21 protein-coding genes are annotated in these 24,784 nt (G+C 58.2%); 20 read left to right on the forward strand and 1 reads right to left on the reverse strand.

What is annotated here, in order from left to right:
* Positions 1-308 precede the first annotated feature (308 nt).
* The 10 genes from narX to ACO0U8_RS01045 all read left to right on the forward strand — a co-directional run bounded on the left by narX (position 309) and on the right by ACO0U8_RS01045 (position 11,184).
* Complete coding sequence (gene narX, locus ACO0U8_RS01000; protein WP_421670660.1) at positions 309-2,099, forward strand: nitrate/nitrite two-component system sensor histidine kinase NarX; 1,791 nt, start codon at positions 309-311, stop codon at positions 2,097-2,099.
* A complete protein-coding gene (gene narL, locus ACO0U8_RS01005) occupies positions 2,096-2,746 on the forward strand; it encodes a two-component system response regulator NarL (protein WP_056780379.1) in 651 nt (216 codons plus the stop codon). Before narX ends, narL begins: the two co-directional genes overlap by 4 nt.
* A gap of 155 nt (positions 2,747-2,901) precedes the next feature.
* On the forward strand, positions 2,902-3,663 hold the full coding sequence (gene fhuF / locus ACO0U8_RS01010; RefSeq protein WP_421670108.1) for a siderophore-iron reductase FhuF: 762 nt from the start codon (positions 2,902-2,904) through the stop codon (positions 3,661-3,663).
* Positions 3,664-3,779: 116 nt separating this feature from the next.
* Entirely contained in the window at positions 3,780-4,118 is a 339-nt protein-coding gene (locus ACO0U8_RS01015) for a hypothetical protein (protein WP_056780385.1), read from the forward strand.
* Positions 4,119-4,325: 207 nt separating this feature from the next.
* Positions 4,326-5,645: an MFS transporter gene (locus tag ACO0U8_RS01020; RefSeq protein WP_122095428.1), complete on the forward strand. Its 1,320-nt coding sequence runs from the start codon at positions 4,326-4,328 to the stop codon at positions 5,643-5,645.
* A gap of 3 nt (positions 5,646-5,648) precedes the next feature.
* Positions 5,649-6,503: a MurR/RpiR family transcriptional regulator gene (locus ACO0U8_RS01025; RefSeq protein ID WP_122095429.1), complete on the forward strand. Its 855-nt coding sequence runs from the start codon at positions 5,649-5,651 to the stop codon at positions 6,501-6,503.
* 64 nt (positions 6,504-6,567) lie between these two features.
* A complete protein-coding gene (locus tag ACO0U8_RS01030; RefSeq protein WP_421670109.1) occupies positions 6,568-7,659 on the forward strand; it encodes an iron-containing alcohol dehydrogenase family protein in 1,092 nt (363 codons plus the stop codon).
* Positions 7,660-8,565: 906 nt separating this feature from the next.
* Positions 8,566-9,990 carry a cytochrome ubiquinol oxidase subunit I gene (locus ACO0U8_RS01035; protein ID WP_122095431.1) on the forward strand — a complete coding sequence of 475 codons (1,425 nt, stop codon included), beginning with the start codon at positions 8,566-8,568 and terminating at the stop codon, positions 9,988-9,990.
* A 1-nt stretch (position 9,991) separates the two neighbouring features.
* On the forward strand, positions 9,992-10,999 hold the full coding sequence (gene cydB / locus ACO0U8_RS01040) for a cytochrome d ubiquinol oxidase subunit II (RefSeq protein WP_421670110.1): 1,008 nt from the start codon (positions 9,992-9,994) through the stop codon (positions 10,997-10,999).
* A 38-nt stretch (positions 11,000-11,037) separates the two neighbouring features.
* Positions 11,038-11,184, forward strand: coding sequence for a DUF2474 domain-containing protein (locus ACO0U8_RS01045; RefSeq protein WP_217204176.1), 147 nt, complete (start codon positions 11,038-11,040; stop codon positions 11,182-11,184).
* A gap of 83 nt (positions 11,185-11,267) precedes the next feature.
* Here ACO0U8_RS01045 and ACO0U8_RS01050 read toward each other — a convergent pair whose 3' ends face one another.
* Positions 11,268-12,179: a cation diffusion facilitator family transporter gene (locus ACO0U8_RS01050; RefSeq protein ID WP_122095433.1), complete on the reverse strand. Its 912-nt coding sequence runs from the start codon at positions 12,177-12,179 to the stop codon at positions 11,268-11,270.
* On the opposite strand from ACO0U8_RS01050, the gene ACO0U8_RS01055 reads away from it, so the two are divergent.
* The 10 genes from ACO0U8_RS01055 to ACO0U8_RS01100 all read left to right on the forward strand — a co-directional run bounded on the left by ACO0U8_RS01055 (position 12,178) and on the right by ACO0U8_RS01100 (position 24,483).
* The gene (locus tag ACO0U8_RS01055; RefSeq protein ID WP_156362042.1) at positions 12,178-12,351 is read left to right on the forward strand and encodes a hypothetical protein; all 174 of its coding nucleotides are present in this window, start codon (positions 12,178-12,180) and stop codon (positions 12,349-12,351) included. The genes ACO0U8_RS01050 and ACO0U8_RS01055 overlap by 2 nt on opposite strands.
* Before the next feature lie 91 nt (positions 12,352-12,442).
* Entirely contained in the window at positions 12,443-13,624 is a 1,182-nt protein-coding gene (locus ACO0U8_RS01060) for an HlyD family secretion protein (protein ID WP_136377300.1), read from the forward strand.
* Positions 13,621-15,189, forward strand: a complete 1,569-nt coding sequence (locus ACO0U8_RS01065) for a DHA2 family efflux MFS transporter permease subunit (protein ID WP_056780411.1) — start codon at positions 13,621-13,623, stop codon at positions 15,187-15,189. The genes ACO0U8_RS01060 and ACO0U8_RS01065 overlap by 4 nt, the downstream gene beginning before the upstream one ends.
* Entirely contained in the window at positions 15,173-16,789 is a 1,617-nt protein-coding gene (locus ACO0U8_RS01070; protein WP_421670111.1) for an efflux transporter outer membrane subunit, read from the forward strand. The genes ACO0U8_RS01065 and ACO0U8_RS01070 overlap by 17 nt, the downstream gene beginning before the upstream one ends.
* Positions 16,790-16,796: 7 nt before the next feature.
* Complete coding sequence (gene corA, locus ACO0U8_RS01075) at positions 16,797-17,804, forward strand: magnesium/cobalt transporter CorA (protein ID WP_056780417.1); 1,008 nt, start codon at positions 16,797-16,799, stop codon at positions 17,802-17,804.
* Between the two features lie 173 nt (positions 17,805-17,977).
* Positions 17,978-18,397, forward strand: a complete 420-nt coding sequence (locus ACO0U8_RS01080; protein ID WP_136376915.1) for a hypothetical protein — start codon at positions 17,978-17,980, stop codon at positions 18,395-18,397.
* A gap of 101 nt (positions 18,398-18,498) precedes the next feature.
* The gene (locus ACO0U8_RS01085; protein WP_421670112.1) at positions 18,499-18,834 is read left to right on the forward strand and encodes a copper-binding protein; all 336 of its coding nucleotides are present in this window, start codon (positions 18,499-18,501) and stop codon (positions 18,832-18,834) included.
* Between the two features lie 14 nt (positions 18,835-18,848).
* The gene (locus ACO0U8_RS01090; RefSeq protein ID WP_421670113.1) at positions 18,849-20,105 is read left to right on the forward strand and encodes a TolC family protein; all 1,257 of its coding nucleotides are present in this window, start codon (positions 18,849-18,851) and stop codon (positions 20,103-20,105) included.
* The gene (locus ACO0U8_RS01095) at positions 20,102-21,343 is read left to right on the forward strand and encodes an efflux RND transporter periplasmic adaptor subunit (protein ID WP_421670114.1); all 1,242 of its coding nucleotides are present in this window, start codon (positions 20,102-20,104) and stop codon (positions 21,341-21,343) included. Before ACO0U8_RS01090 ends, ACO0U8_RS01095 begins: the two co-directional genes overlap by 4 nt.
* Positions 21,340-24,483, forward strand: a complete 3,144-nt coding sequence (locus ACO0U8_RS01100) for an efflux RND transporter permease subunit (RefSeq protein ID WP_421670115.1) — start codon at positions 21,340-21,342, stop codon at positions 24,481-24,483. Before ACO0U8_RS01095 ends, ACO0U8_RS01100 begins: the two co-directional genes overlap by 4 nt.
* Positions 24,484-24,784: the final 301 nt, after the last annotated feature.

The raw sequence follows: 24,784 nt of genomic DNA on the forward strand, positions 1-24,784 counted from the left end.
CCGCTTAGGGATGTTGATACAAATCAACGCAAAGGCAGGTGGAAAATGACGATAAAATAACCATGGCCTCTTTGTGAGTATCAGCTTCCTGTCCAATTAACTGCTAATATTCATCAGGTTGATAACGCATTGTGCTTCTTGCTACCGCATCGATACCTCCGATGGAAATAAAGGAGTAATCACAAAGGGGTATAGGGAAAGTCATCCGGATCATAAAAAATGCCCCCTCTTGCCATGCGGTTAACCTAGCCATAATCGGTATATAAAGAATTACTTAACGCTTTTTACAGCCACCGGAAACCCTGTTGATGCTCAAACGCGCCCTGCCTTCTCTCTCGCTTGTCAGCCAGATCACCCTGCTGATGCTGCTTCTCGGCCTGCTGGGCATAGGCGGCATGGGCATGGCGGCGTGGATGGCGGGAAGTATTGAAGGCAACGCCCACGCCATCAATAAGGCCGGTTCGCTGCGTATGCAGAGTTACCGGCTGCTGTCCGAAGTGCCGCTCAGTGGCAAAAACGCCGCGTATATTCGCCAGATGGAGATTGACCAGAACAGCGCGGATTTGTTGCAGGCTGTTGAACGCGAAAACCTGCAACCGCAATTTCTGGCGCTGCGTAATTACTGGCAAACCACGCTGCGCCATCAGGTGATGGCGGCGAAACATCCGCAGGACGTCTCCGCCAATATGGCGGTGTTTGTCGGCCAGCTCGACGTGCTGGTGGCCGCGCTCGAACATAAAACCGAATACCATTTACAGCAGATTTCACTGATTCAGCGCGCACTGGTCGCCGTCACCCTGCTGCTGCTCGCGGTGACCATCTGGTTCCTGCGCCGCCATCTGCTGACGCCGTGGCGCAATTTGCTGTCGCAGGCCAGCGCCATCACCGCCGGGGATTTCAGCCACCGCTATCAGCGCAAACGCGTGGCGAACGGCGACGCGCATAATGAGATGGATATCCTCGGCGATTCGCTCAACAGCATGTCTCTGGCTCTGGGGGAAATGGTCGATAATCTGGCGCAGCGTGTGACGGAAAAAACCGCCGATCTGCAACAGAAAAATCAGGTGCTGGATTATCTGTACCGCGTGAGCCGTCAGCTGCACACCAGCGAGCCGCTGGATGCGCGGATGCAGCCGGTGCTGAAAGAATTGCAGTCCCTCACGCCGCTGCGGGGAGTGCAGCTGCGTCAGTACGAAAATAACAGCGCGGAGGTGTTCAATGAGTTCAATAATGCCTCGCCGCGCCAGCCGGTCAGCCCGAAAGTCGGTGAACAGACGGATGAGGACGGGGATTCACTGAGCTGGAGCCTGCGCGATGAGCGCGACAATTACGGCGTTCTGCTGGCGCAGTTGCCGCCGGGGGAACATCTGGATGACGATCAGCAACAGCTGATCAAAATGCTGATGGAGCAACTGACCAGCACCCTGATGCTGGCGCGTCAGGCGGAACATCAGCAGCAGCTGATGCTGATGGAAGAGCGTTCGGCCATTGCCCGCGAGCTGCACGATTCGCTGGCGCAGTCACTCTCCTGCCTGAAAATCCAGGTCGCCTGTTTGCAGATGCACGCCAGCACGTTTTCCGAAGAGGATAAAAACCTGTTACAGCAGATGCGCGATGAACTGAGCACCGCGTACCGCCAGCTGCGCGAGCTGCTGACCACGTTCCGCCTGACCCTCAATACCCCCGGCCTGCGCGCGGCGCTGCAACACACGGTGGATGAATTCTCCCGCCGCATGGGGCTGACCATCGGTTTCGATTATCAGATCCCCCCGCGTTCCGTTCCGGCGAATCAGGGAATTCATCTGCTGCACATCGCCCGTGAAGCGCTGAACAATGCTTATAAACACGCCCGCGCCACGCAGGTGTCGGTGTCCCTGCAATGCGATGACGGGGAAATTACCCTGCGCATTAGCGATAACGGCCAGGGCATTTCACCGGACGCCGAACGGCAAAATCATTATGGCCTGATCATCATGCAGGATCGCGCCAGCACCTTACATGGCACCTGTCGGTTCGACCGACGTCCGGACGGCGGCACTGAAGTGCTCGTGCGTTTCCGCCCGGAAGCCCTGCCAATTAATCCCCAGGAGCAAGTATGAACGACATCACCCCCTCCACTATTTTGCTGATTGACGATCATCCTATGCTGCGCAACGGCGTCAAACAGCTGATCGCGCTGGACGCCAGCCTGAAAGTGATCGGCGAAGCCAGTAACGGCGAGCAAGGCGTGGAACTGGCAAAACAGCTGGATCCGGACCTGATTTTGCTGGATCTGAATATGCCCGGCATGAACGGTCTGGACACGCTGGATAAAATGCGCCAGACCTCGCTGTCTGGCCGCGTGGTGGTTTTCAGCGTCTCCAATCATGAAGATGACGTGGTGACCGCGCTTAAACGCGGCGCCGATGGCTATCTGCTTAAAGACATGGAGCCGGAAGATTTACTGGCCGCGCTGCATAACGCCGCTGCCGGAAAAATGGTGCTCAGCGAAGCGCTGACGCCGGTATTAGCAGCCAGCCTGCGGGAAAGCCGCCCGAGCGGTGACCGAGATATTCAGTCCCTGACACCGCGCGAACGCGACATCATCAAACTGATCGCCGAAGGTCTGCCGAATAAGATGATCGCCCGCCGTCTTAACATCACCGAAAGCACGGTGAAAGTTCACGTCAAACATCTGCTGAAAAAGATGAAACTGAAATCACGCGTCGAAGCCGCCGTGTGGGTGTTGCAGAGTAACGTCTTGTAAGACGGTCTTTTATGCGGGGCACGGCGATGTCGCCCCGCCGCTGATTGGATTTGCCTGCCGCATCGCAATCTAAATCGAAATCATTTCTATTCCGCTTTAATTTTCGCTACTCTGTCCGCATGATTTATAGCGCCGAATCCTATTCGCCCCCGACAATGCAAAGATTTCTCGACAGTTTCCGTGATACGCCCGTCAGTTGGGTGGCGGACACCTTTAAACCGCTGACGCCGCTGGTCACCAACGCGGTGCCTGTGACGCATCTCACCACCCCCGAAGGCTGCGCCAGCATGCTTAAACGCTATCTGGATGCCAATGCTGCTGACGCCGCGCAGTGCGACACCCGCCGCGCGCGGATTTCGATGTGGTCACAGTGGTATTTCGCCACCCTGCTGCCAAGCTGGGTGATCGTCTCGCTGCGTCACGGCTGGCAGTTGCCGATCGCCGCCGAAAACGTCTACCTCTGTATGCAGGAAGAGGGGCTGCCCTCGCAGATTTATCTCGATGGCGAAGGCGAAGCGCTGAGCTCTTCTGAACCGATGGCGCGTTTCGATGTGATGATCGAGCAGCATTTACGCCCGGTGTGTGAAGCGCTGGCAGAATTCTCCGGCCTTAAGCCGGGTATCTACTGGAGCAACGCCGCCATCCGCGTTGGCTGGGGCGTAAAACAGGCCGAGCTGGTGAACGCAGATATCGCCGACGGCATGGCGCTGATGGAATCCCGCGAGCTGCGCTATGGCGGTAAAAACCCGCTGTTTCAGCCGATGCGTGCCGAAAATCCGGCCGATCCGGACAGCCCGCAATACCGCAAACAGTGCTGTCTGCGTTACGATCTGGCTGACCATGCGATGTGCCCTTCCTGCCCGTTATTGCTAGCAGAACGTAAATCTGGCAAAAGACGCAAAACGCTGGCGGAGTAATTTCGTGACCCGCCAGCCACTTACAAAAATTGACATAGTTAAGTCTAAAAAATCATTGGATCTTAGCCACAGATAATTATAAGAATTAGGTTATATAGACCAACGAGGTATTTATCATGACTATGAAAAAACCTGAGAGCTGGCCCTCCGCCCTCAACTCGCTGGCCTCAGACGTGCTTGCCACGCTGTCGCAACCCGTTAACCGCGTATGGAATATGTTAACTGGCACTCAGCAGCCGCTCAGAGCAAGGATTGTTCATCGTTATGCCGTGCCGTCCTCGCGCACCATCAGCGTGGCGGAAGGGTTCTTCGGGTTTATCCCGGTGGAATCTTATGAAAACGAGCGCTTCATTCTGGAAGTCGCTTACGCCGACAAACAGTATCAGGTTGAAGTACCGCGCGCGTATTACCAGAAAAGTAATATCGGCGACGGGATCGACATCCACACGCTCTGAACCTTTTCACCCTCTCCTTTTTCCGCTAACAGGCGATGCTCACGGGCATCGCCTGTTTTGTTTCGCCTCGTCATTCCTCTTTAAATTCTGTTCAACTCCACAGATTTCGCTTTTATTTTGCACAGTTCCTGAAAAATATTGACATAATGATCACCTGAATTTAGAAAATTATTTACATTCCATTCTGATAACGATCTGAGGTTTTTGATGACCAGCCAGACTTCCCCTGCTGTAACCAGCGCCAGCCAGTCCCGTCGTGCACTCGTCGCCGGTTCGGTCGGCAACTTTATCGAATGGTACGAATTCGGTGTTTACGGTTATCTGGCGACGCTGATCGCCGGTAACTTCTTCACCCTCGAAGGCCAGAGCGGGCTCACCGGCTTATTGCTCACCTACGCCTCTTTCGCCCTGGCATTTTTCTGCCGCCCGATAGGCGCGATCATTTTTGGCCGCATCGGCGACCGCATTGGCCGTAAGCCTACGCTTATCGCCGTCGTGCTGCTGATGACCGTCGCCACCGCCATCATTGGCCTGCTGCCCACTTACGCGCAGATCGGCGTGGCGGCACCGCTGTTGCTGACGCTGATGCGCATGTTCCAGGGGCTGTTTGCCGGGGGAGAATTTGGCGGCGCGGTTTCGCTGATGACCGAGTTCGCACCGAAGGGCAAGCGCGGGATTTACGGCGCATGGCAATCGTTCACCGTGTCACTGGGTTTACTGACCGGCGTCGGGCTGGTGGCGATTCTGGTGCAGACATTGCCGGAAGCGCAGATGAAAGACTGGGGCTGGCGTATTCCGTTCCTGCTGGCCCTGCCGATGGGGCTGGTGGCGCTGTGGCTGCGTCTGAAACTCGATGAAACACCGAGCTTTGTCGCCAGCAAAAAACCGGATGTCAAAACCCGGCAGACGGCGGCCGAAAAAGCTTCCGCCATTGCCACCGCGAAAGCCATCGCCCTGGGTATTGGCCGTATGATGGGCTGGTCAGCGGGCGGTTATACGTTCCTGGTGGTGATGCCTTCTTATCTGCAAACCTCGCTGCACGCCACGTTCTTACAGGCGCTGGTGGCCACCGTGCTGGCGAACGTCGGTTTCGCCATTGCCATTCTTCCTTCCGGCTGGCTGAGCGATAAAATTGGCCGTAAAAAAGTCATGATGGCCGCCGTGCTGGCGGTGATTATTCTCAGCTTCCCGCTGCTGCATTTGCTGCAAAATCCTGAGAGCAGTCTGCTGGCGAAAGGCATTGCGGTGCTGATCGCCGGTGCCACCATTGGCATGATCGCCGGCCCTGGTCCGGCCATGCTGGCGGAAATGTTCCCGACCCGCGTGCGCTACACCGGCCTTGGTCTGTCGTACTCACTGTCGAATGCGGTATTTTCGGGCTGTGCGGGGCTTATCATCACCGGTCTTATTAAAGAAACCGGCAATCTGGATATTCCGGCGTACTACGTGGTAGCCACCTGTATCGTCAGTCTGTTTGCGCTGATGACCTTGCGCAAAGATGACCACCTGCGCGAACTGGAAAAATAGCCGATGAAAGGAATGAATTTGCAGTCGCGGCTGGAGGCGTTGCAGGGCAGTTTTTCGCAGGCGGAACAGCGGGTGATTACCCTGATCATCAGCGATCCACCCGGCGTGGCGCAACTTGGCGTGGCCGAACTGGCAAAGCGCGCCGCCACCAGCACCGCAACCGTGGTGCGCGCCAGTCGTCGTTTAGGCTTCGAAGGCTATCCGGCGCTGCGGCTGGCGTTAGCCGCTGAACTGCCGCGCAATGCCCCGGCGGGAGAACCGCTGGTGGCCGACATCGGCGAGGGCGACACGCCGAAACAGATCCTGCATAAACTGCTGGCGTTTGAAGTGGAAGGCGCGAGCGCTACCGCGCAACTGCTCAGCGGCGACACCCTCGAACAGGCCGTCAGCGTGCTGTCGCAGGCGCGGCGTATCGACGTTTACGGTGCCGGTGCCTCCGCGCTGGTGGCACAGGATTTTTGCCAGAAACTGCGCCGTATTGGCGTCATCGCTCAGACCTACGGAAGCACCGATGAAAGTCTGGTCAGCGCCTGCCAGTTAACCGCCGCCGATGTCGCGCTGGCGATTTCCCACTCCGGTGAAACCACCGGCGTGCTGGACGCGCTGATGCAGGCCAAAAGCAGCGGCGCGATGACGTTATCTATCACCGCTGGCGGGCGTTCCCCCCTCGCCCGCAAAGCCGACGTCGTGCTGCTGACCAGCGGTCGCGAACTGGGTTTTCGCGCCGCCGCGATGGCCAGCCGCACCAGCCAGTTGCTGATCATCGACTGTCTTTATATCGGTATCGCCCAGCGTCTGCCGGGTGCGCGCGATGCGCTGCGTAAAACCCACGACGCCGTCCGCCAGCGCCGCCGCTGAATTTACTGCGATCCGGAACGCGCCTTCTATACTTCTTAAAACACGACGTTTTATGAGGGCAACTATGTTCACCCATCGTTTGGTATTTCCTGCCAGCGTGCTGCGCGGGCGCGGGGCGATTAAACATCTTGGCGCGATGTGCGGGCGTTTAGGCCAGCGCGCCATGCTGGTGGGCGGTAAACGCGCCATTGCCAGCGTCGAGGCAAAAGTCGCCGATCAGCTCGAACAGCAGATGGTGAGCTATCTTGGCAGCGAAGTGTTCAGCGGCGAATGTTGCCAGCAGGAAATCAACCGCCTGGCCGACATCTTCCGCACCCAGGGCGTCGAGGTGATTATCGCCACCGGCGGCGGCAAAGCCATCGACACCGCCAAAGCCGCAGGCGTCGCCTGCAACATTCCCGTGGTGACACTGCCGAGCATTGCAGGCACCTGTTCTGCCGTCACTTCACTGACCTTTCGCTACCATGAAGACGGTCAGTTCCGCGATATGTTCCCCCTCTCCTGCGGCCCGGCGGCGGTGGTGATTGACGCCGATCTTCTCGCCACCTCGCCGCTGCACTGGCTTTCCGCAGGCATCGGCGACACGCTGGCAAAGTGGTATGAGTACCGCGCCATCAGCGATCTCAGTCAGCTCACCGGCCTGGCTGGCGTTGCGCGAACCAACAGTGAACTCTGTTATACCCTGATCGAACATTTCGCCGCCGATGCCTGTTTCGCGGTGCAGGAAGGTAAAGCCAACAACGCCCTCGAGCAGGTCCTCGACGCAATCTTCCTCTACGCCGGGCTGACCTCGGTGATGAGTAACGGCGCCCATACCGGCGCAGCACATGCCTTATACGAAGGGTTCACCGCCTGCGCCAAAACCCGCCACGTCGCCCACGGCCTGCTGGTCGGTTACGGTAATCTGTGCCTGCTGGCGCTCGAAGGCCGCAGCGATGAAGAATTACTGACCGCCATCGCCCTCGCGCGTGCCAGTGCGGTGCCGACACAACTTTCTCAGCTCGCCGAGGGCATCTCAGAGGAAGATCTGGCGGTGATTATTGACAGAAGCCTGAGTACACCGGATATGGGGAACATGCCGGGGGAGATCACGTTTGGGGGGGTTCGCGGGGCGATAGAGAAAATAGAGTTAATAGGGGGAAATAAGGATATTTAGGGGGTTCTGCGAATGCGTTTTAACGTCAAGACCGTGGGTTGCCACCCACACCGGCCTTAAGGTCAAGACCTGGGCTCGCCGCCCAAACGGGCCTTAAGGTCAAGACCTTGGGCTCGCCGCCCAAACGGGCCTTAAGGGGGCTTATCGCCGCCCCCCTTAAGAATCCCAGGCTCTTTCACTGCGCGCTGCCGCTCGCGGGCTATGTTTCAGGTACTCCGGCTATTGCCGCAAAATCCCGCCGCTGTGCGGTGCCCTCCGGTCGAGTTACAACCCGCGCCAACAGACGCGCGGTTTTCCACCTCTCCCTTCGGCGTGATTTTTGAGCGCGGCCACTGGCATTTTTAAAGTCGAACGATGTGTTTGGTTTTGCCTTTCTCTTCCCACTTCGCGGGGGAGGAGAAAAACATTTGTTTTACATAGCCTCTGGCCGCGCTCAAAACGACGTCGAATGAACGGTGAGAAACCGCGAGGGTGTTTTTCCGAGCGGGTCCGAACCTGAAATGAGAGGACCGCGCAGCGGCGGCGTTTGCGGCAATAGCGGTGGCCGCTGGAATATAGCCTGCCAGCGGCAGCGCGCAGTGAAAAGACGGGGGAGATCCAAGAGGGGCCCGTCCTGGCCCCTTTTGGGCGGTTTCGGCGACAGCCGCTGAGCGATCACCGCACGTGAGAAACCGAAATTTTCACCAGGCCCCTAAAATGGTGGGGTTACAACGCGTGGAATAGTCCCCGCACGCCAAACTGTTATACACATCCATCACCAAACTGTATCTGTTATACACCCCCTCCCCGTGTTTCAATCCCTTCCCTCATGAAACCATGAAACGCCACAATTTGAATAAATTTTAACCAATGTGGTTCTACCACCTATCCTTGGTTAAAGGGATCACCTGCAAAAAAAGAGGTTCTATGTTTGGTCTGGATGCCCTGGAGCTGGCACGTATACAGTTCGCTTTCACCGTTTCCTTCCACATTATTTTTCCGGCTATCACCATCGGGCTTGCCAGTTTTCTGGCGGTGCTTGAGGGCATGTGGCTGAAAACAAAGAAAGAGGAATACCGCGACCTTTACCATTTCTGGTCGAAAATTTTTGCCGTTAACTTCGGAATGGGCGTGGTGTCCGGGCTGGTGATGGCTTACCAGTTCGGCACAAACTGGAGCTTTTTCTCCTCGTTCGCCGGGAGCATTACCGGCCCGTTGCTCACTTATGAAGTCCTGACCGCCTTCTTCCTCGAAGCCGGTTTTCTTGGCGTCATGCTGTTCGGCTGGAACAGAGTCGGCCCCGGCCTGCACTTTTTCGCGACCTGTATGGTGGCGCTCGGCACGCTGATGTCCACGTTCTGGATCCTGGCTTCCAACAGCTGGATGCACACGCCGCAAGGGTATGAAATCGTGAATAACCAGGTGATCCCGGTCGACTGGTTTAAGGTGATTTTCAATCCGTCATTCCCTTACCGCCTGCTGCATATGACCACCGCCGCGTTCCTGTCTTCGGCGTTCTTTGTGGGCGCGTCTGCCGCCTGGCATCTGCTGAAAGGCCGCAACACGCCCGCGATGCGCACCATGCTGTCGATGGCGATGTGGATGGCGCTGATCGTCTCGCCCATTCAGGCCTTTCTCGGTGATGCGCACGGCCTGAATACCCTGAAATATCAGCCCGCTAAAATCGCCGCCATTGAAGGCCACTGGGAGAATAAAAACAGCGAGCCGACGCCGCTTATCCTGTTTGGTTACCCCGACATGCAACGCGAGGAAACCCGTTACGCCCTCGAAATCCCCTATCTGGGCAGCCTGATCCTCACGCACAGTCTGTCCGAGCAAATTCCGGCACTGAAATCTTTCCCGAAAGAGGATCGCCCGAATTCGACCATCATTTTCTACACCTTCCGCATCATGGCCGGTCTGGGGATGCTGATGATTGTGCTCGGCCTGTGGAGTCTGGTGCTGCGCTGGCGCGGCAATCTGTATGAGAACAAAGCGTTCCTGCGCTTTGCCTTATGGATGGGCCCTTCCGGGCTGATTGCCCTGCTGGCGGGGTGGTTTACCACGGAAATCGGGCGGCAGCCGTGGGTGGTGTATGGTCTGCTGCGCACTAAAGATGCCGTCTCCAGCCACGGGGCGATGCAGATGAGCATCAGCCTGCTGCTGTTTGTGGTGATTTACTCGTCGGTGTTTGGCGTGGGCTATCTCTACATGATGAAGCTCATCCGCAAAGGGCCTCAGCCGCACGAAGGACAAAGCAGCGAACACGGCGGTCCGGGGCAACATCGCACACCGGCGCGTCCGCTGTCGGCCATCAAAGAACCACTCGAAGACGAAGGCAAAGGAGTCTGACATGGGTATCGATCTTCCGCTGATTTGGTTTTTGATCATCGTCTTTGGCGTGATGATGTACGTGGTAATGGACGGTTTTGATCTGGGGATCGGCCTGCTGTTTCCGCTGGTGAAAGAAGAGCATGAACGCGATGTGATGATGAACACCGTCGCCCCGGTCTGGGACGGCAACGAAACCTGGCTGGTGCTCGGCGGCGCAGGCCTGTTCGGAGCGTTTCCGCTGGCGTATTCGGTGATCCTCGATGCGCTGGCGATCCCGCTGACGTTAATGCTGTTTGGCCTGATTTTTCGCGGCGTGGCCTTTGAGTTTCGCTTCAAAGCCAGCACGCAGAAACGCCATGTGTGGGATAAATCCTTTATCGGCGGTTCGGTGCTGGCGACGTTCTGTCAGGGCGTAGTGCTGGGCGCGGTGATAAGTGGCATTCCGGTGGTGAACCGGGGGTATGCCGGTGGCGCGCTGGACTGGCTGACGCCGTTCAACCTGTTTTGCGGCGCGGGTCTGGTGGTGGCTTACGCCCTGCTCGGCTGCACCTGGCTTATCATGAAAACCGAAGGACACTTGCAGGACAACATGCACAGCCGCGTCAGGCCGCTGCTGTTCACCCTGCTGGCCGTGCTGGCGGTGATCAGTATCTGGACGCCGCTCACCCACGGTGATATCGCCGACCGCTGGTTCACGCGGCCAAATCTGTTCTGGTTCCTGCCCGTTCCGGTGCTGGTGGTGCTGGTGTCGGTATGGATGCTGCGGGCGGTGCAACGTCGGGCGCACCATGCGCCGTTCCTGCTGACGCTGGCGCTGGTGTTCCTCGGCTATACCGGTCTGGGCATCAGTATCTGGCCGAATATTATTCCGCCGTCTGTGTCGATCTGGGAGGCGTCGTCCCCGCCGCAAAGTCAGGGCTTTATGCTGGTGGGCGCGCTGTTTATCATCCCTGTGATTCTGGTTTACACCTTCTGGAGCTACTACGTTTTCCGCGGGAAAGTGACGCCGGAACAGGGCTACCATTGAGGCTGGAGAGGTAAATGATGAAAAAACTGATCAGAGAAATGGACGATGACACCGTCATCAGGCAGCCGTTCTGGAAACGCATCGGCTGGATGGCGATGATCTGGCTGGGCAGCGTGCTGGCACTGTTTGCCGTTGCGTCAGTGTTTAAGCTGCTGATGGCCGCAGCGGGAATGCGTACACACTAGGATAAGCAGGCAGAACAGCACATGTCTGCCAGTGAGAAAGAAAAAAACCTCCGTCATGGCTGGCGGAGGTTTTTCATTAGCGATCAGAGCAGCAGGTTATCGAGCCGGTCATCATCAATGCCGTCAGGTTCAAGGTGCGCGGTCACGTCAGCGGATTTAAACAGCAGACTCACCGCCATTTCCGCCGCATCACCGATTTCATGACCGACATCGACGGTCAGATTGCCGTCCACTTCGAGATGAAACTCCACGAACACGCGGTCCCCGCCATTACGGGTGCGGATATCGTGCACACCGCGCACGCCTTCGACGCTCAGCACGGCGGCTTTCACCCGCTTGCGGTCGATCATATCCAGTTCACGATCCAGCAGTTGCTTGAGGGCATCCGCCGCCATGCCGCGTGCGTTCCAGATCATATAGAAGGAAATCAACAGCGCGCCGATAGAGTCGGAACGGGTCCAGCCGAGATGACGTTCGAGGATCAAGGCCACCAGCACCGCGATATTCACCGCCACGTCGGTGACGTAATGCGCGCGGTCTGCGGCAATGGCCGTTGAACCGGTACGTTTCACCACATAGGTCTGCATCAGCACCAGGCCGGTGGCGGCGAGCGAGCTGCCAATAATGACCCAGATACCCAGGCCGAGCTGCGCCAGCGGTTGCGGATTGATAATGCGCCCGATGGATTCACCGCCGAGCACCAGCCCAGCCGCCCCCAGCAGCAGTGCCTGTACAAACGCCGCCACCGCTTCGGCCTTGCCGTGACCATAGCGGTGGCCTTTGTCTGCCGGGCGCAGCGCGTAGCGCACCCCTATCAGCGTCACCATTGAAGCCAGCACGTCTACCAGACCGTCAGCCGCCGAGGTCAGCAGCGCAATCGAACCGGTGGCCGCCCATGCCCAGACTTTCACACAGACCAGCACCAGCGCCACGCAAAGCGACACCAGCGACGCAATGCGCGTCAGGCCTTTATAAGAAGGTGCAGGACGGCTCATGGCTGACCCCACGAAGACAGATCATTTTGGGCGTTTATCACAGGGATATCCTGAAGCAGATAATCAACTTTATTTGAAAAATACAAATACCAGCCCAGCATTATACATCTTTTTGCCGTTTTCGGAGCTTCCCTATGGTGTGGATCTTCGTGCCCTCACTAAGGTTTATTGACTTATATTTACTTGCTTTTACATCAATACAATCTAGGTTAAAACAAGATTTCTTTGTTCCGGCCACAAACGCCGATAATCAGAAGAGCATTATGACAAACGACAACAAGCCACAGCCTTCCGCGTCGGATGACGCACACACAGAACTTGATTCCAGCCAGATTAAATCGGGAGAAGGACACAGTCCGGACCCGGAAGATAAGAAAGAAGACAAGGATGACGCCGACGAAAAAGGCAAAGGCCCCGGCAAGAAGCCTCTGATTATTCTGGGTATTGTGGTGGTTGTGATGGTGGTGGTCGCCCTGATCTGGTGGCTGATGACCAAAGATCAGGTCAACACAGATGACGCCTTTATCGAAGGCGATGCGGTGACCATTGCGCCGAAAATTGCCGGTTACGTCACCAGCCTGTCAGTGAAAGATAACCAGTTCGTTAAGAAAGGCGATTTGCTGGTCGAAATCGATCCGCGTGACGCCACCGCGCAACGCGATCAGGCACAGGCGCAGCTCGGGCTGGCCGTGGCTCAGTTGCATCAGGCGCAGGTGCAGTTTGATCTGGCGAAAGTGCAGTATCCGGCGCAGCTCGCCCAGGCCAAAGCGCAGCAAACCCGTGCCGAAGCCAGCCTGATGAATGCCACCGCCGATTTCCGCCGTCAGCGTGGCGTGGATCCCCGCGCCACAACGCAACAAAACATCGACTCTTCCAGCGCGCAGGTTCGCTCCGCCGCGGCTGATTTAGAAAATGCCAAAGCGCAGGTTCAGGTGGCGGCACAGGTTCAGCTGCAAATTCGTCAGGCCGAAACCAACGTAGAAGCCCGTCAGCAGCAGGTTGAACAGGCGAAAGCCCAGCTGGAAAGCGCCACGCTGAATCTGTCTTATGCGCAGGTTCGCGCGCCATTTGACGGCTATGTCACCAAGCGTAACGTGCAGATCGGCACGCTGGTGCAGGCCGGTTCTTCGCTGTTCTCCGTGGTGTCGAAAGACATCTGGATCGCCGCTAACTTTAAAGAATCTCAGCTTGAGCGGATGCGTCCGGGTAACAAAGTTGAGATCACCGTGGATGCTTATCCTGATATCAAATTGCAGGGCCATGTGGACAGCGTTCAGCAAGGCACCGGTTCACGCTTCTCCGCTTTCCCGGCAGAAAACGCCACCGGTAACTACGTGAAAATTGTGCAACGCGTTCCGGTCAAGATCGTGATCGACAGCGGTCTGGATCCGAAACAACCTCTGCCGCTCGGCCTGTCGGTTGAGCCGACGGTGACCGTAGAATGAACGAAGACCGCAGTTACTGGAAACCCAAGGCCAATCCCTGGGCGGTTGCTGCCGTTGTCACCATCGCGGTGTTCATGGAAATTCTGGACACCACGATCGTCAACGTGGCGCTGCCGCACGTCGCCGGCTCGCTCTCTTCCAGCTACGACGAATCCACCTGGGTGCTGACCTCGTATCTGGTCGCCAACGGCATTGTGCTGCCGATTTCCGCCTTCCTCAGCCGCGTGATGGGACGTAAAACTTACTTCCTGATCTGTATCGGCATGTTCACCGTCTGTTCTTTCCTGTGCGGTATCGCCACCGAACTGTGGCAGATGATTCTGTTCCGCATCCTGCAGGGCTTCTTCGGCGGGGGTTTACAGCCGATTCAGCAGTCGGTGCTGCTCGATTACTTCAAACCCGCCGATCGCGGCAAAGCCTTTGGCCTGTCGTCCATTGCCATCATCGTGGCACCGGTCATCGGCCCGACGCTTGGCGGTTACATCACGGACCATTTCAGCTGGCGCTGGGTGTTTTTGATCAACATCCCTGTCGGGATCATTGCCCTGCTGGCGATTTATCAGCTGCTGGAAGATCCGCCGTGGGAGCGTAAAGCCAAAGGCAAACTGAGTATTGATTACATCGGTATCGGGCTTATCGCGCTGGGGCTGGGCTGTTTGCAGGTGATGATGGACCGCGGTGAAGACGATGACTGGTTCAAATCCGGCTTTATCGTCACCTTCGCGGTGCTGGCAGCAACCGGTATTGTCGGGGCGATTTACTGGCTGCTGTACGCGAAAAAACCGGTGGTGGATTTACGCTGCCTGAAGGACAAAAACTTCGCGGTGGCGGGCCTGCTGATGGCCGGTATGGCGATGATTCTGTACGGCAGCTCGGTGGTTATCCCGCAGCTGGCGCAGCAGCAACTGGGTTACACCGCCACGCTCTCCGGGCTGGTGATGTCGCCCGGTGCGATACTGATCGTGCTGTCGATCCCGCTGGTGCTCAAGCTGATGCCGATTATTCAGACCCGTTACATTATCGCTTTCGGCTTCTTCCTGCTGGCCGCGTCCTTCCTCTATTCGGCAAGGCTGACGCCAAACGTTGATTTCGAAACACTGGTGATGTTCCGCAGTGCGCAGTCGATCGGCCTCGGCTTCCTGTTTGTGCCGCTCACCACTATCGCGTTTATTACCATTCCGCAACGCATGAACGCCGATGCCGCCGCGCTGTTTACCATGTTCCGTAACGTGGCCGGATCGATCGGGATCTCTCTGGCGACCGCCGGGGTGACCGAGCGAACGCAGGCGCACAGCGCGCATATGGTGCACAACATGTCGCCGCTCAACGAACAGTTTAATCAGGCCGTGACCAAAAGCGCCGCCGCCATCCGTGATTTCGCCCACGTTTTGGGCGACCCGATGCAGCTTGCCACCGCGCGGATGTATCAGGAGATGGTGTCGCAATCGCGCATTCTGGCTTACATCGATGTGTTCGGCTATTGCGCCATCGTCGCCGTTATTTTGATTCCATTTTGTTTCCTGCTTTCGCCTGTGAAGAGCGAAGGTAATGCCGGAGCACATTAAGTTGAAAAAGATAAGCTCTACGCCGGGTCATCCGCATTCCGGTGTCCGTTTTCTGACACTCTCGACCTTAACGCTGGTATTAGCCGCCTGCTCCGTCGGCCCTGATTATCAGAAACCTCAGACGGCCACGCCGGGGGCATTCAACGATATGACCCCGCCGAAAGACAAAGACGGGGCGTCGATTGCCCTGCCTTCGGAGCCGAATCCGTTATGGTGGAAAGCCTTTAACGATCCCCAGCTCGACAGCCTGGTCACCCGTGCCATCGCCGGCAATATCTCGTTGCAGCAGGCAGTGCTGCGCATTGCCGGTGCGCGCGAACAGGTGAAACAGGCCCAGGGCGCCTGGCTGCCTTCGGTGCAGGGCAACGCGAAAGTGACCCGCCAGCAGCTCGGCCTGAAAGGGATACTTGAATCGAGCGGCGCGTCTGATCAGTTAAACGATCTCAGCCCGCAGGCCTCCGGGGCCATCGACACCGCCACGCGCCCGGTGGATTTGTATCAGGGCAGCTTCGATGCCAGCTGGGAGCTGGATTTGTTTGGCGGCACGCGCCGTCAGGTGGAAGCCGCTAACGCCCAGACCCAGTCTTCCGTCGAACAGCGCAACGATGCGTTAGTGTCGCTGGAAGCCGAAGTCGCGCGTGCTTATCTGCAACTGCGCGGTGCCCAAAGCATCACGGCATCGATTCAGACGCAAATCGACGTCGCTCTGCAGACGCTGAGCCTGACGCAGAACCGGCAGCAAAACGGGCTGTCGCCGCAGCTGGATGTGGAAAATGCCCGTGCGCAGTTAGGTTCCCTGCGCGCCCAGTTGCCGCAGTATCAGGCACAGGAACGTCAGGCGATGAACGGCCTGGCGGTGTTACTCGGTCAGACGCCGGGCTCGCTGGATAACGAACTGGCCGCCGTCAAACCGATGCCTGCCCTGCCCGCCGCCGTGCCGGTGGGCGTGCCGTCGCAGCTTGCCCGTCGACGTCCTGACGTGCGCAAAGCCGAAGCCGATCTCCATGCCGCCACCGCTAATATCGGCGTGTCCGTCGCGCAACTGTTCCCGAGCATCTCGCTCACCGGCCAGTTCGGGATGCGCAACACCGATGCCAGCTATCTCGACAACTGGAGCAGCCACTTTTACTCCATCGGCCCGTCGGTCACCGTGCCCATTTTCCAGGGCGGTCGGCTGGTGTCGAGCGTGCACCTTTCCCGCGCGCAACAGGCCAATGCGGCGCTCAATTATCGCCAGACGGTGCTGACAGCGCTTCAGGATGTGGATAACGCGCTGGTGAACTACCGCACCGATCAGGATCAGGTCAGCGGGCTGGATCAGACGACCGAAGCCTTGCAGACCGCGTTTGATCTGGCGAGCGACAGCTATCGTCAGGGGCTGTCCACCTTTATCAACGTGCTGGATGCCCAGCGCCAGCTGGCACAGGCACACCAGCAATCTGCCGAAGCCAGAGTGAAAACCAGCACCGATCTGGTTTCATTGTATAAAGCGCTGGGCGGCGGCTGGGAACCGTATCAGAATGTGGAATTACCGACCTACACGGTATTTGGCCCGGCTGCTACGCCGGACGTAAAAGTAAAAACGACCGCCGGGGAATAACCGCAGCATGAACGACATTGCAACAGAAGATAAAAAACCCAGCTGCGATTCAGTGATCAACAGCGTGGCTTACCGCGACGGTCAGCGTTTGCAGGACGTCACGGTCGAAGACATCAGCGAAGTGCTCAAAGAACCGGATACCTTTGTCTGGCTCGGGCTGTGGCAGCCGGAAGACAGCTACATGCGCAGCATTCAGGAAGAATTCGGCCTGCATGATCTGGCCATTGAAGATGCGCTGACCGCCCATCAGCGGCCAAAAATAGAACAGTACGGCGAGTCGCTGTTTATTGTGGTGCACACCGCGCAGAAGGTGAAAGAGAGCATTGAGTACGGCGAAACGCACCTGTTTCTGGGCAAGAACTTCCTGATCACCGTCCGTCATGGCGCGTCATCGAGTTATAAAGAAATCCGTAAACACGCGGAAGAACGCCCGGATATGCTCAGTAAAGGCCCGGCGTATGCGCTGTACTGCGTGCTTGATTCCGTGGTCGATAACTATCTGGAAATCCTGCATCAGTACACCGAACAGTTCGATGCCATCGAAAAGCTGATGTTCCAGAACACTTTCAATCAGCAGGCGGTGCAGCAGGTGTATAAACTGCGCCGCGATTTGCTGTCGCTGCGCAACGCCGCCGTGCCGATGGAAGATATCTGTAATCAGCTCAGCCACCACTACGAAGAGCTGGTGCCGAAGGGCCTGCGCGCGTATATCCGCGACGTGCAGGATCACGCCAATCAGGTGATCAAAACCACCGATGACATGCGCGAAATGCTTTCCAACGCCATGCATGTGAATCTGGCGCTGGTGTCAGTGCATCAGAATGAAGTGGTGCAACGGCTGGCGGGCTGGGGGGCGATTCTGGCGATCCCGACGGTGGTGTTCAGTCTGTACGGCATGAACTTCAAAAACATGCCGGAACTGGATGACTGGTGGGGTTATCCGGTGACGCTCGGCGTGACGTTTGTCGGTTGTGTATGGTTATACTGGAAGTTGAAAAAGTCCGGCTGGTTATAATCTATTACCTGATTAATGCATAACAGTTACATGCGAATAACACTTTCCGGTGTTATTCGCCTTATTATCCCTTTCTCATGCGTTAACTTCCGCTTTTATCTATTTTCGCTTCCCTGCCTGCGAAGAATACTTATATACTCATTCGCATCTTTCCCGCCGGAAATAGTATTTCTATGTCAGTTCGCTTCGCGATTTCACAGTTTATGCATTCACTACGCTTGCCAGGCAAGCGGGTCAGTGCGTTGCTGTTCGCGTTATGCTGGCTGATACTGAACGCTCAGCTGGCGCTCGCCAGCCACCCGTGTGACCTGCGTCCGCCGGTGGAAAATACCCAAATGCAACACAACCAGTTCATGCAAATGCCTGATACACAAGCGCATATGCAGAGTCAGTCGGTGTTGTGCGAGAAGCATTGCGTCCCGGAAAGAACCTCGTCTGATAACGGCACCGTGCCGCTGCTGGCCGTGCCGGTCGCTCAGACGTTAGCCCTGATCACCGTCGATGCCAGCGCCGCCGTCACCACGGCGGACTGGACTGCCCCGCCGGTTATCGCTCCTCCCGCCGAAGTCCGGTTTTGCCGATACAGAGAATAGCGCCCTGCTGTCACGGATGTTTTTCCGCATCCGAAATTAAATGAAATTACCCGGCCAGATTAATGGCAACTTTCCTTTATGACAGTATTGGAGTATTTCCCATGCGCGCTTTATTTAATTTATTCTCTGTTAGTCTTTTCTTTATTTCCGTTTATTCCTTCGCGGATGTCATGCCCGCCGGTCACGATCATAAGGCGATGCAACAAGACGCCACGGTCTATCAATCCGAAGGCATCATCACTCAGTGGCAGGCCGACCGCGTGGGGATTTCCCATCACGCCATTCCTGCACTGAAATGGCCCGCCATGACCATGAACTTCCGTCTGCCGCCGCAGATCACCGCCAACGCCCTGCCCGCCGGAACACCGGTTGTCTTCAGCTTCGTCAAAACTGAGTCTGCGTATCAGTTGCAGACACTGACGCCGCTGACACGCTGACAGGGGAATTGCACATGCTGACTTTACCGCGTCGCCTTCGGGTGACGTGGCACTGGCTGCTGGCTTTTATGCCGGTCTGCGCCTTTGCCACACCCGTTTCCCTGCCGCAGGCGCTGGTTGCCGCGCAGGAATATTCCGCTGAGCTTTCAGCCAGCCGCCACCAGATCAACGCGCTGGATAACCGCGCAGACGCCGCCATGCAGTTGCCGGATCCGAAGCTGAAATTCGGCATTGAGAACCTGCCGGTCGGTGGCAATAACACTCGCCGCTTTACCCGTGAAGGCATGACCATGCAGCGCATCGGCATCATGCAGGATTACGTCAGCAGCACGAAACGCGAGCGTAAGGCCGACACCCTGCGCGCCGAATCGCGGCAGGTGGCGGCGGGCACCCAAAGTATCCGCGCCCGGCTGCAACGTGACACCGCGCTGGCCTGGATGGCGCTGGCGATAGGCGAGCAGAACGTCGGCCAGGCCGGCTCGCTGGTGGCAGAAAGTGAGCGGCAGATTGGTGTACAGCACGGCGGCGTCAGCAGCGGCAGCGCCCTGCCTGCCTCAGTGCTCGACGCCCGTCTGACCCTGATTGCCATGCAGGACACACTCACCCAGGCGAAACGTGACGTTGAGCTGGCGCGCACCCGTCTGAGTCAGCTGACCGGCATCGATCACCCTGACATCCGTGGTGAGGTGCCTGCGGTCAGTGCGTTGCCCGCCAGCGCGCAGCAGGCAGACAGCGTCAGCCTGCACCCGGAAATTCTGCAGGCGCGGCGCGAGGCGGAAGTCGCGCAGTCCAAATCCTCCGAATCGGCGATTGCCGCGCTGCCCGACGTGGGTGTCGAAGTGTATTACGCCCACCGTGCCGACGATTATGACGACATGGCAGGCATCATGTTTACCGTCGATTTACCGCTGTTTACCGCCTCGCGACAGGACAAAGATCATGCCGCCGACCAATCAATAGCCCTGGAAAGCAACGACCGGCTGGCACAGCTGACGCGGGATCATCAGGCGCAGCTGAACACGCTGGTGACGCAATATCAGGCCGCCGTCACGCTGTGGCAACGGCAGGTGAAAGATGTCATTCCGCTGCAACAGCAGCGTATTGGCGTGATCCAGGCGCAGTATCGCGCCGGGAAAAGCAGCCTGAATGATGTACTCGGCGCGCGCCTCAGCCTGCTCGACAGCCAGCTGGCCGGGCGTAACGCCGAACTGGAAGCCGCCCGTTTCTGGATCGCCCTGCGCTATCTCGCGCCACAGGAGGATCTTCAATGACATCCGCGAAAACTTACAGCCTGCTGGCCGTCGCCATTCTGGCCGCTCTGGCCGCCGGTTACCTTGCCGGACGCCACAGCGTCCCCGCGCAAACGCAGGTTTCTGACGCGCCCGCCGCACGCAAGGTGCTGTACTGGTACGATCCGATGACGCCGGATCAGCGTTTTGACAAACCCGGAAAATCCCCCTTTATGGATATGGATCTGTTGCCGCGTTACGCCGGTGACGTGGAAGACGACGGTGGCGTGACGGTCAGCGCCCGCCAGCAGCAAAATCTGGGGATGCGCAGCGAGACAGTGCAGCGGCGGACCCTCTCGGCCCCGCTTAACCTTTACGGCACGGTCGCCGCCGATGAGCGCAGCCTGCGCACCGTCTCTGCCCGCGCCGCCGGTCTGGTGGAAAAACTCTACGTTGCCGCCAGCCAGCAGCAGGTGAAAAAAGGCCAGAAACTGGCGACGCTGTGGATCCCTGACTGGACCGCCGCGCAGCAGGAATATCTGGCCGTACGCCAGCTGGGTGACCGCAGCCTGAGCGCCGCCGCCCGTCAGCGTCTGGCCTTACAGTTTATGCCCGAGGACGTACTGCGCCGCGTCGAGAAAACCGGTCAGCCGCAAACCCGTATCGACGTGATTTCGCCGGTGGACGGCTATCTCAGCCAGCTTGCGGTACGCGAAGGCGCGCAGGTCAGCGCCACGCAGCCGCTGTTCGAACTGACCAGCCTGCAACAGGTATGGATTGTGATCGATTATCCTCCCTCCGCCGCCAGTCAGATCCAGACAGGGAGCAAGGTCACCGCCAGCGCCGACAGCCAGCCCGGCGAGCTGTTCCACGGCACCATCAGCGAACTGTTGCCGGACGTAGACGCCGTCAGCCGCACGCTGAAAGCCCGCGTGGTGATGGACAATTCGCAACATAAACTGCGCCCTGGTATGTACCTGACGATGGCGCTGGACGCCGTGTCACAGGCTCCGGTTCTGGCGATCCCGCAGGAAGCGCTGATCCAGACCGGCAGCCGCAATACGGTTTTGCTCGACGACGGCAATGGGCATTTCACGGCGCAGGCAGTGACGACCGGCGCGACGCGTGATGGCTGGACGCAGGTGCTTTCCGGCCTGGAAGAAGGTCAGTCTGTGGTGACCTCCGGGCAATTCCTCATTGATTCCGAAGCCAGCCTGCGCAGCGCACTGCCCGCGGCAGCCGCGCCGGCAAAAGCGCATCAGCACGGAGGTGATTTATGATTGCCACCGTGATCCGCTGGTCGCTAAAAAACCGGCTGCTGGTGTTGCTGGCCGCGCTGATCATGGCCGCCTGGGGTATCTGGTCATTGCAGAAAGCACCGCTCGACGCCCTGCCGGATCTCTCGGACGTGCAGGTGATTGTGCGCGTCAGTTACCCCGGCAAAGCGCCGCAAATTATTGAAGATCAGGTGACCTATCCGCTTACCACGACGCTGCTCTCCGTTCCGGGCGCGAAAACCGTGCGCGGCTTTTCGATGTTCGGCGATGCTTACGTGTACGTGCTGTTTGACGACGGCACCGATCCCTACTGGGCGCGTTCACGGGTGCTGGAATACCTCAGTCAGGTGCAGTCCACGCTGCCGCCGGGGGCCAAAGCCTCGCTGGGGCCGGATGCCACCGGCGTCGGCTGGATTTACGAATACGCGCTGGTGGATAAAACCGGCAAACACAGCCTCGAACAGCTGCGCGCCCTGCAGGACTGGACGCTGCGTTATGATCTGAAAACCGTGCCGGATGTGGCCGAGGTCGCCAGTATTGGCGGCATGGTGCGCCAGTATCAGGTGGTGGCCGATCCGCAGCGGATGCGCGCCCGTGGGGTGACGCATCAGCAACTGGTGACAGCATTACAAAGTGCCAATCAGGAAAGCAGCGGCTCACTGCTGGAAATGGGCGAAGCCGAATACATGGTGCGCACCTCCGGTTATCTGAAAAGCCTGGAGGATTTCAACAACGTGGTGGTGACGGCCAGCAACGGCATTCCGGTGTTAATTTCTGACGTCGCCACCGTGCGCACCGGCCCCGAACTGCGGCGCGGCGTGGCGGAGCTGAACGGTGAAGGCGAAGTGGCCGGCGGCGTGATTGTGATGCGCTCGGGCAAGAATGCGCTGGAAACGCTGAAAGCGGTGAAAGTGCGCCTGAATGCGCTGGCCCGTACCCTTCCGGCGGGCGTGGAGATCGTGCCGGTGTATGACCGCCAGCCGCTGATTGAGCGGGCCATCGTGACGTTGTCACATAAATTGCTCGAAGAATTCGCGGTAGTGGCGGTGGTCTGCGCCCTGTTTCTGTTTCACTTCCGCTCGGCGCTGGTGGCGATCATCACCCTGCCGCTCGGCATTCTCGGCGCGTTTATCGTCATGCACTATCAGGGGGTCAGCGCCAATATTATGTCACTCGGCGGGATCGCCATTGCCATCGGGGCGATGGTCGATGCGGCGATTGTGATGATCGAGAATATGCACAAAGTGCTGGAACAATGGCGGCACGATCATCCGGGGCAGCAACCGACCTCCGCAGATTACTGGACGGTGTCTGAACGTGCGGCAACGGAAGTCGGCCCGGCGCTGTTTTGCAGTTTGCTGATCATCACCCTGTCGTTTATTCCGGTGTTTTCACTGGAGGCGCAGGAGGGCCGGATGTTCTCGCCGCTGGCATTCACCAAAACCTATGCGATGGCGGTTTCCGCGGGGCTGGGCATCACGCTGGTGCCGGTGCTGATGGGGTATTTTATTCGCGGGAAAATCCCGGATGAAAATGCCAGCCCGGTAAACCGCTGGCTTATCGCCGCCTATCAGCCGGTGCTTTCCGCGGTGCTGAAACGTCCGAAAACCACGCTGTTATTCAGCGGCCTGTTTCTGCTGGTGTCGCTGTATCCGCTGGCAAAGCTGGGCAGCGAATTTATGCCCGCGCTGGATGAAGGGGATTTGCTGTACATGCCCTCCACGCTGCCGGGGATTTCCGCCCGCGAAGCGGCGCGGCTGTTGCAGCAAACCGATCGCCTGATCAAAACCGTGCCGGAAGTCGCCAGCGTATTTGGCAAAGCCGGACGGGCAGACAGCGCCACCGACCCTGCACCGCTGACCATGATTGAAACCACCATCCGCTTTAAACCCCGTGACCAGTGGCGGCCTGGCATGACGCCGGACAAAATCATCACCGAGCTGGATAACGCGGTGAAACTGCCCGGCATCGCCAACGTCTGGGTGCCGCCGATCCGTAACCGGCTGGATATGCTGGGTACCGGCATCAAAAGCCCGGTGGGCATCAAAGTGAATGGCAATAATATTGCGCAAATCGAAGCGGTTGCGCAGCAGATTGAGCACATTGTCAAAACCGTGCCGGGCGTCACCTCGGCGTTGGCTGAGCGCCTGGAAGGTGGCCGCTATGTCGATATTGCCATCAACCGCCGGGAGGCAGCACGTTACGGTGTCACGGTGACGGAGTTGCAGTCGCTAATTTCCACACTGGTGGGCGGTGAAAACATCGGTGAAACCCTGGAAGGCCGCGAGCGGTATCCCGTCAGCCTGCGCTATCCGCGCGAGTTACGCGATAACGTGCAGGCGCTGCGCGATTTGCCGGTGCTGACCGCCTCCGGCGCGCAGGTGCCGCTGTCGGCGCTGGCATCAGTCACGGTCACCGACGGCCCGCCGATGCTGAAAAGCGAGAACGCGCGTCTGTCGGACTGGATTTATGTGGATTTGCGCGGCCGCGATTTGAAATCTGCCGTCGAAGAGATGCAGCGGGCGGTGAATCAGCAGGTGACATTACCGGAAGGCGTCACGGTGAGCTGGTCGGGGCAATTTGAATATCTGGAACGCGCCACGGCAAAACTGAAAATCGTGCTGCCGGTGACGCTGCTGATCATCTTCGTGCTGTTGTACGTCACGTTTAGCAGCGTGCGGGATGCGCTATTGATCATGGCGACGCTGCCCTTCGCCCTGACCGGCGGTATCTGGCTGTTGTACCTGCTCAGCTACAATCTGTCGGTCGCCGCTGCCGTCGGTTTTATCGCGCTGGCCGGCGTGGCGGCGGAGTTTGGGGTGATCATGGTGCTGTATCTGAATCAGGCGGTGCAGCGCCAGCAGAACACCGGTGAGGAGATGACTGAAGCCCAGCTGTGCGACGCGATTCACCACGGCGCGGTGCTGCGCGTACGGCCAAAAGCCATGACCGTCGCCACCATTATGGCGGGTTTACTGCCGATCATGTGGGGCGGCGGCACCGGCTCGGAAGTGATGCAACGCATCGCCGCCCCGATGATCGGCGGCATGGTCAGCGCGCCACTGCTTTCGATGCTGGTGATCCCGGCGGTGTATTTGTTACTTCACAGGAAGGGGGCGATTAAGTCGCTGAATTGCGAGTAATCATTTAGTTTGATCGAGAAAGTTTCGGTTTCTTACGTGCGGTGATCACTTAACGCGCTGCGCCGAAACCGCCCAAAAGGGGCCAGGACGGGCCCCTCTTGGATCTCCCGCGTCTTTTTACTGCGCGCTGCCGCTCGCGGGCTATGTTTTGTTGCTACGGCTATTTCACGAGTTGTAACCCGACCTTTTGGGGCCTGGTGAAAGTTTCGGTTTCTCACGTGCTGTGATCGCTCAGCGGCTGTCGCCGAAACCGCCCAAAAGGGGCCAGGACGGGCCCCTCTTGGATCTCCCGCGTCTTTTT

Source organism: Rahnella sp. EDr1-12 (genome assembly GCF_049206505.1).
Taxonomy (GTDB): domain Bacteria; phylum Pseudomonadota; class Gammaproteobacteria; order Enterobacterales; family Enterobacteriaceae; genus Rahnella; species Rahnella rivi.

Bases quoted from the DNA above. Each gene is read 5' to 3' on its own strand.
- narX (WP_421670660.1), top strand. From the start codon at position 309: ATGCTCAAACGCGCCCTGCCTTCTCTCTCGCTTGTCAGCCAGATCACC.
- narL (WP_056780379.1), top strand. From the start codon at position 2,096: ATGAACGACATCACCCCCTCCACTATTTTGCTGATTGACGATCATCCT.
- fhuF (WP_421670108.1), top strand. From the start codon at position 2,902: ATGCAAAGATTTCTCGACAGTTTCCGTGATACGCCCGTCAGTTGGGTG.
- ACO0U8_RS01015 (WP_056780385.1), top strand. From the start codon at position 3,780: ATGACTATGAAAAAACCTGAGAGCTGGCCCTCCGCCCTCAACTCGCTG.
- ACO0U8_RS01020 (WP_122095428.1), top strand. From the start codon at position 4,326: ATGACCAGCCAGACTTCCCCTGCTGTAACCAGCGCCAGCCAGTCCCGT.
- ACO0U8_RS01025 (WP_122095429.1), top strand. From the start codon at position 5,649: ATGAAAGGAATGAATTTGCAGTCGCGGCTGGAGGCGTTGCAGGGCAGT.
- ACO0U8_RS01030 (WP_421670109.1), top strand. From the start codon at position 6,568: ATGTTCACCCATCGTTTGGTATTTCCTGCCAGCGTGCTGCGCGGGCGC.
- ACO0U8_RS01035 (WP_122095431.1), top strand. From the start codon at position 8,566: ATGTTTGGTCTGGATGCCCTGGAGCTGGCACGTATACAGTTCGCTTTC.
- cydB (WP_421670110.1), top strand. From the start codon at position 9,992: ATGGGTATCGATCTTCCGCTGATTTGGTTTTTGATCATCGTCTTTGGC.
- ACO0U8_RS01045 (WP_217204176.1), top strand. From the start codon at position 11,038: ATGGACGATGACACCGTCATCAGGCAGCCGTTCTGGAAACGCATCGGC.
- ACO0U8_RS01055 (WP_156362042.1), top strand. From the start codon at position 12,178: ATGGCTGACCCCACGAAGACAGATCATTTTGGGCGTTTATCACAGGGA.
- ACO0U8_RS01050 (WP_122095433.1), bottom strand. From the start codon at position 12,179: ATGAGCCGTCCTGCACCTTCTTATAAAGGCCTGACGCGCATTGCGTCG.
- ACO0U8_RS01060 (WP_136377300.1), top strand. From the start codon at position 12,443: ATGACAAACGACAACAAGCCACAGCCTTCCGCGTCGGATGACGCACAC.
- ACO0U8_RS01065 (WP_056780411.1), top strand. From the start codon at position 13,621: ATGAACGAAGACCGCAGTTACTGGAAACCCAAGGCCAATCCCTGGGCG.
- ACO0U8_RS01070 (WP_421670111.1), top strand. From the start codon at position 15,173: ATGCCGGAGCACATTAAGTTGAAAAAGATAAGCTCTACGCCGGGTCAT.
- corA (WP_056780417.1), top strand. From the start codon at position 16,797: ATGAACGACATTGCAACAGAAGATAAAAAACCCAGCTGCGATTCAGTG.
- ACO0U8_RS01080 (WP_136376915.1), top strand. From the start codon at position 17,978: ATGTCAGTTCGCTTCGCGATTTCACAGTTTATGCATTCACTACGCTTG.
- ACO0U8_RS01085 (WP_421670112.1), top strand. From the start codon at position 18,499: ATGCGCGCTTTATTTAATTTATTCTCTGTTAGTCTTTTCTTTATTTCC.
- ACO0U8_RS01090 (WP_421670113.1), top strand. From the start codon at position 18,849: ATGCTGACTTTACCGCGTCGCCTTCGGGTGACGTGGCACTGGCTGCTG.
- ACO0U8_RS01095 (WP_421670114.1), top strand. From the start codon at position 20,102: ATGACATCCGCGAAAACTTACAGCCTGCTGGCCGTCGCCATTCTGGCC.
- ACO0U8_RS01100 (WP_421670115.1), top strand. From the start codon at position 21,340: ATGATTGCCACCGTGATCCGCTGGTCGCTAAAAAACCGGCTGCTGGTG.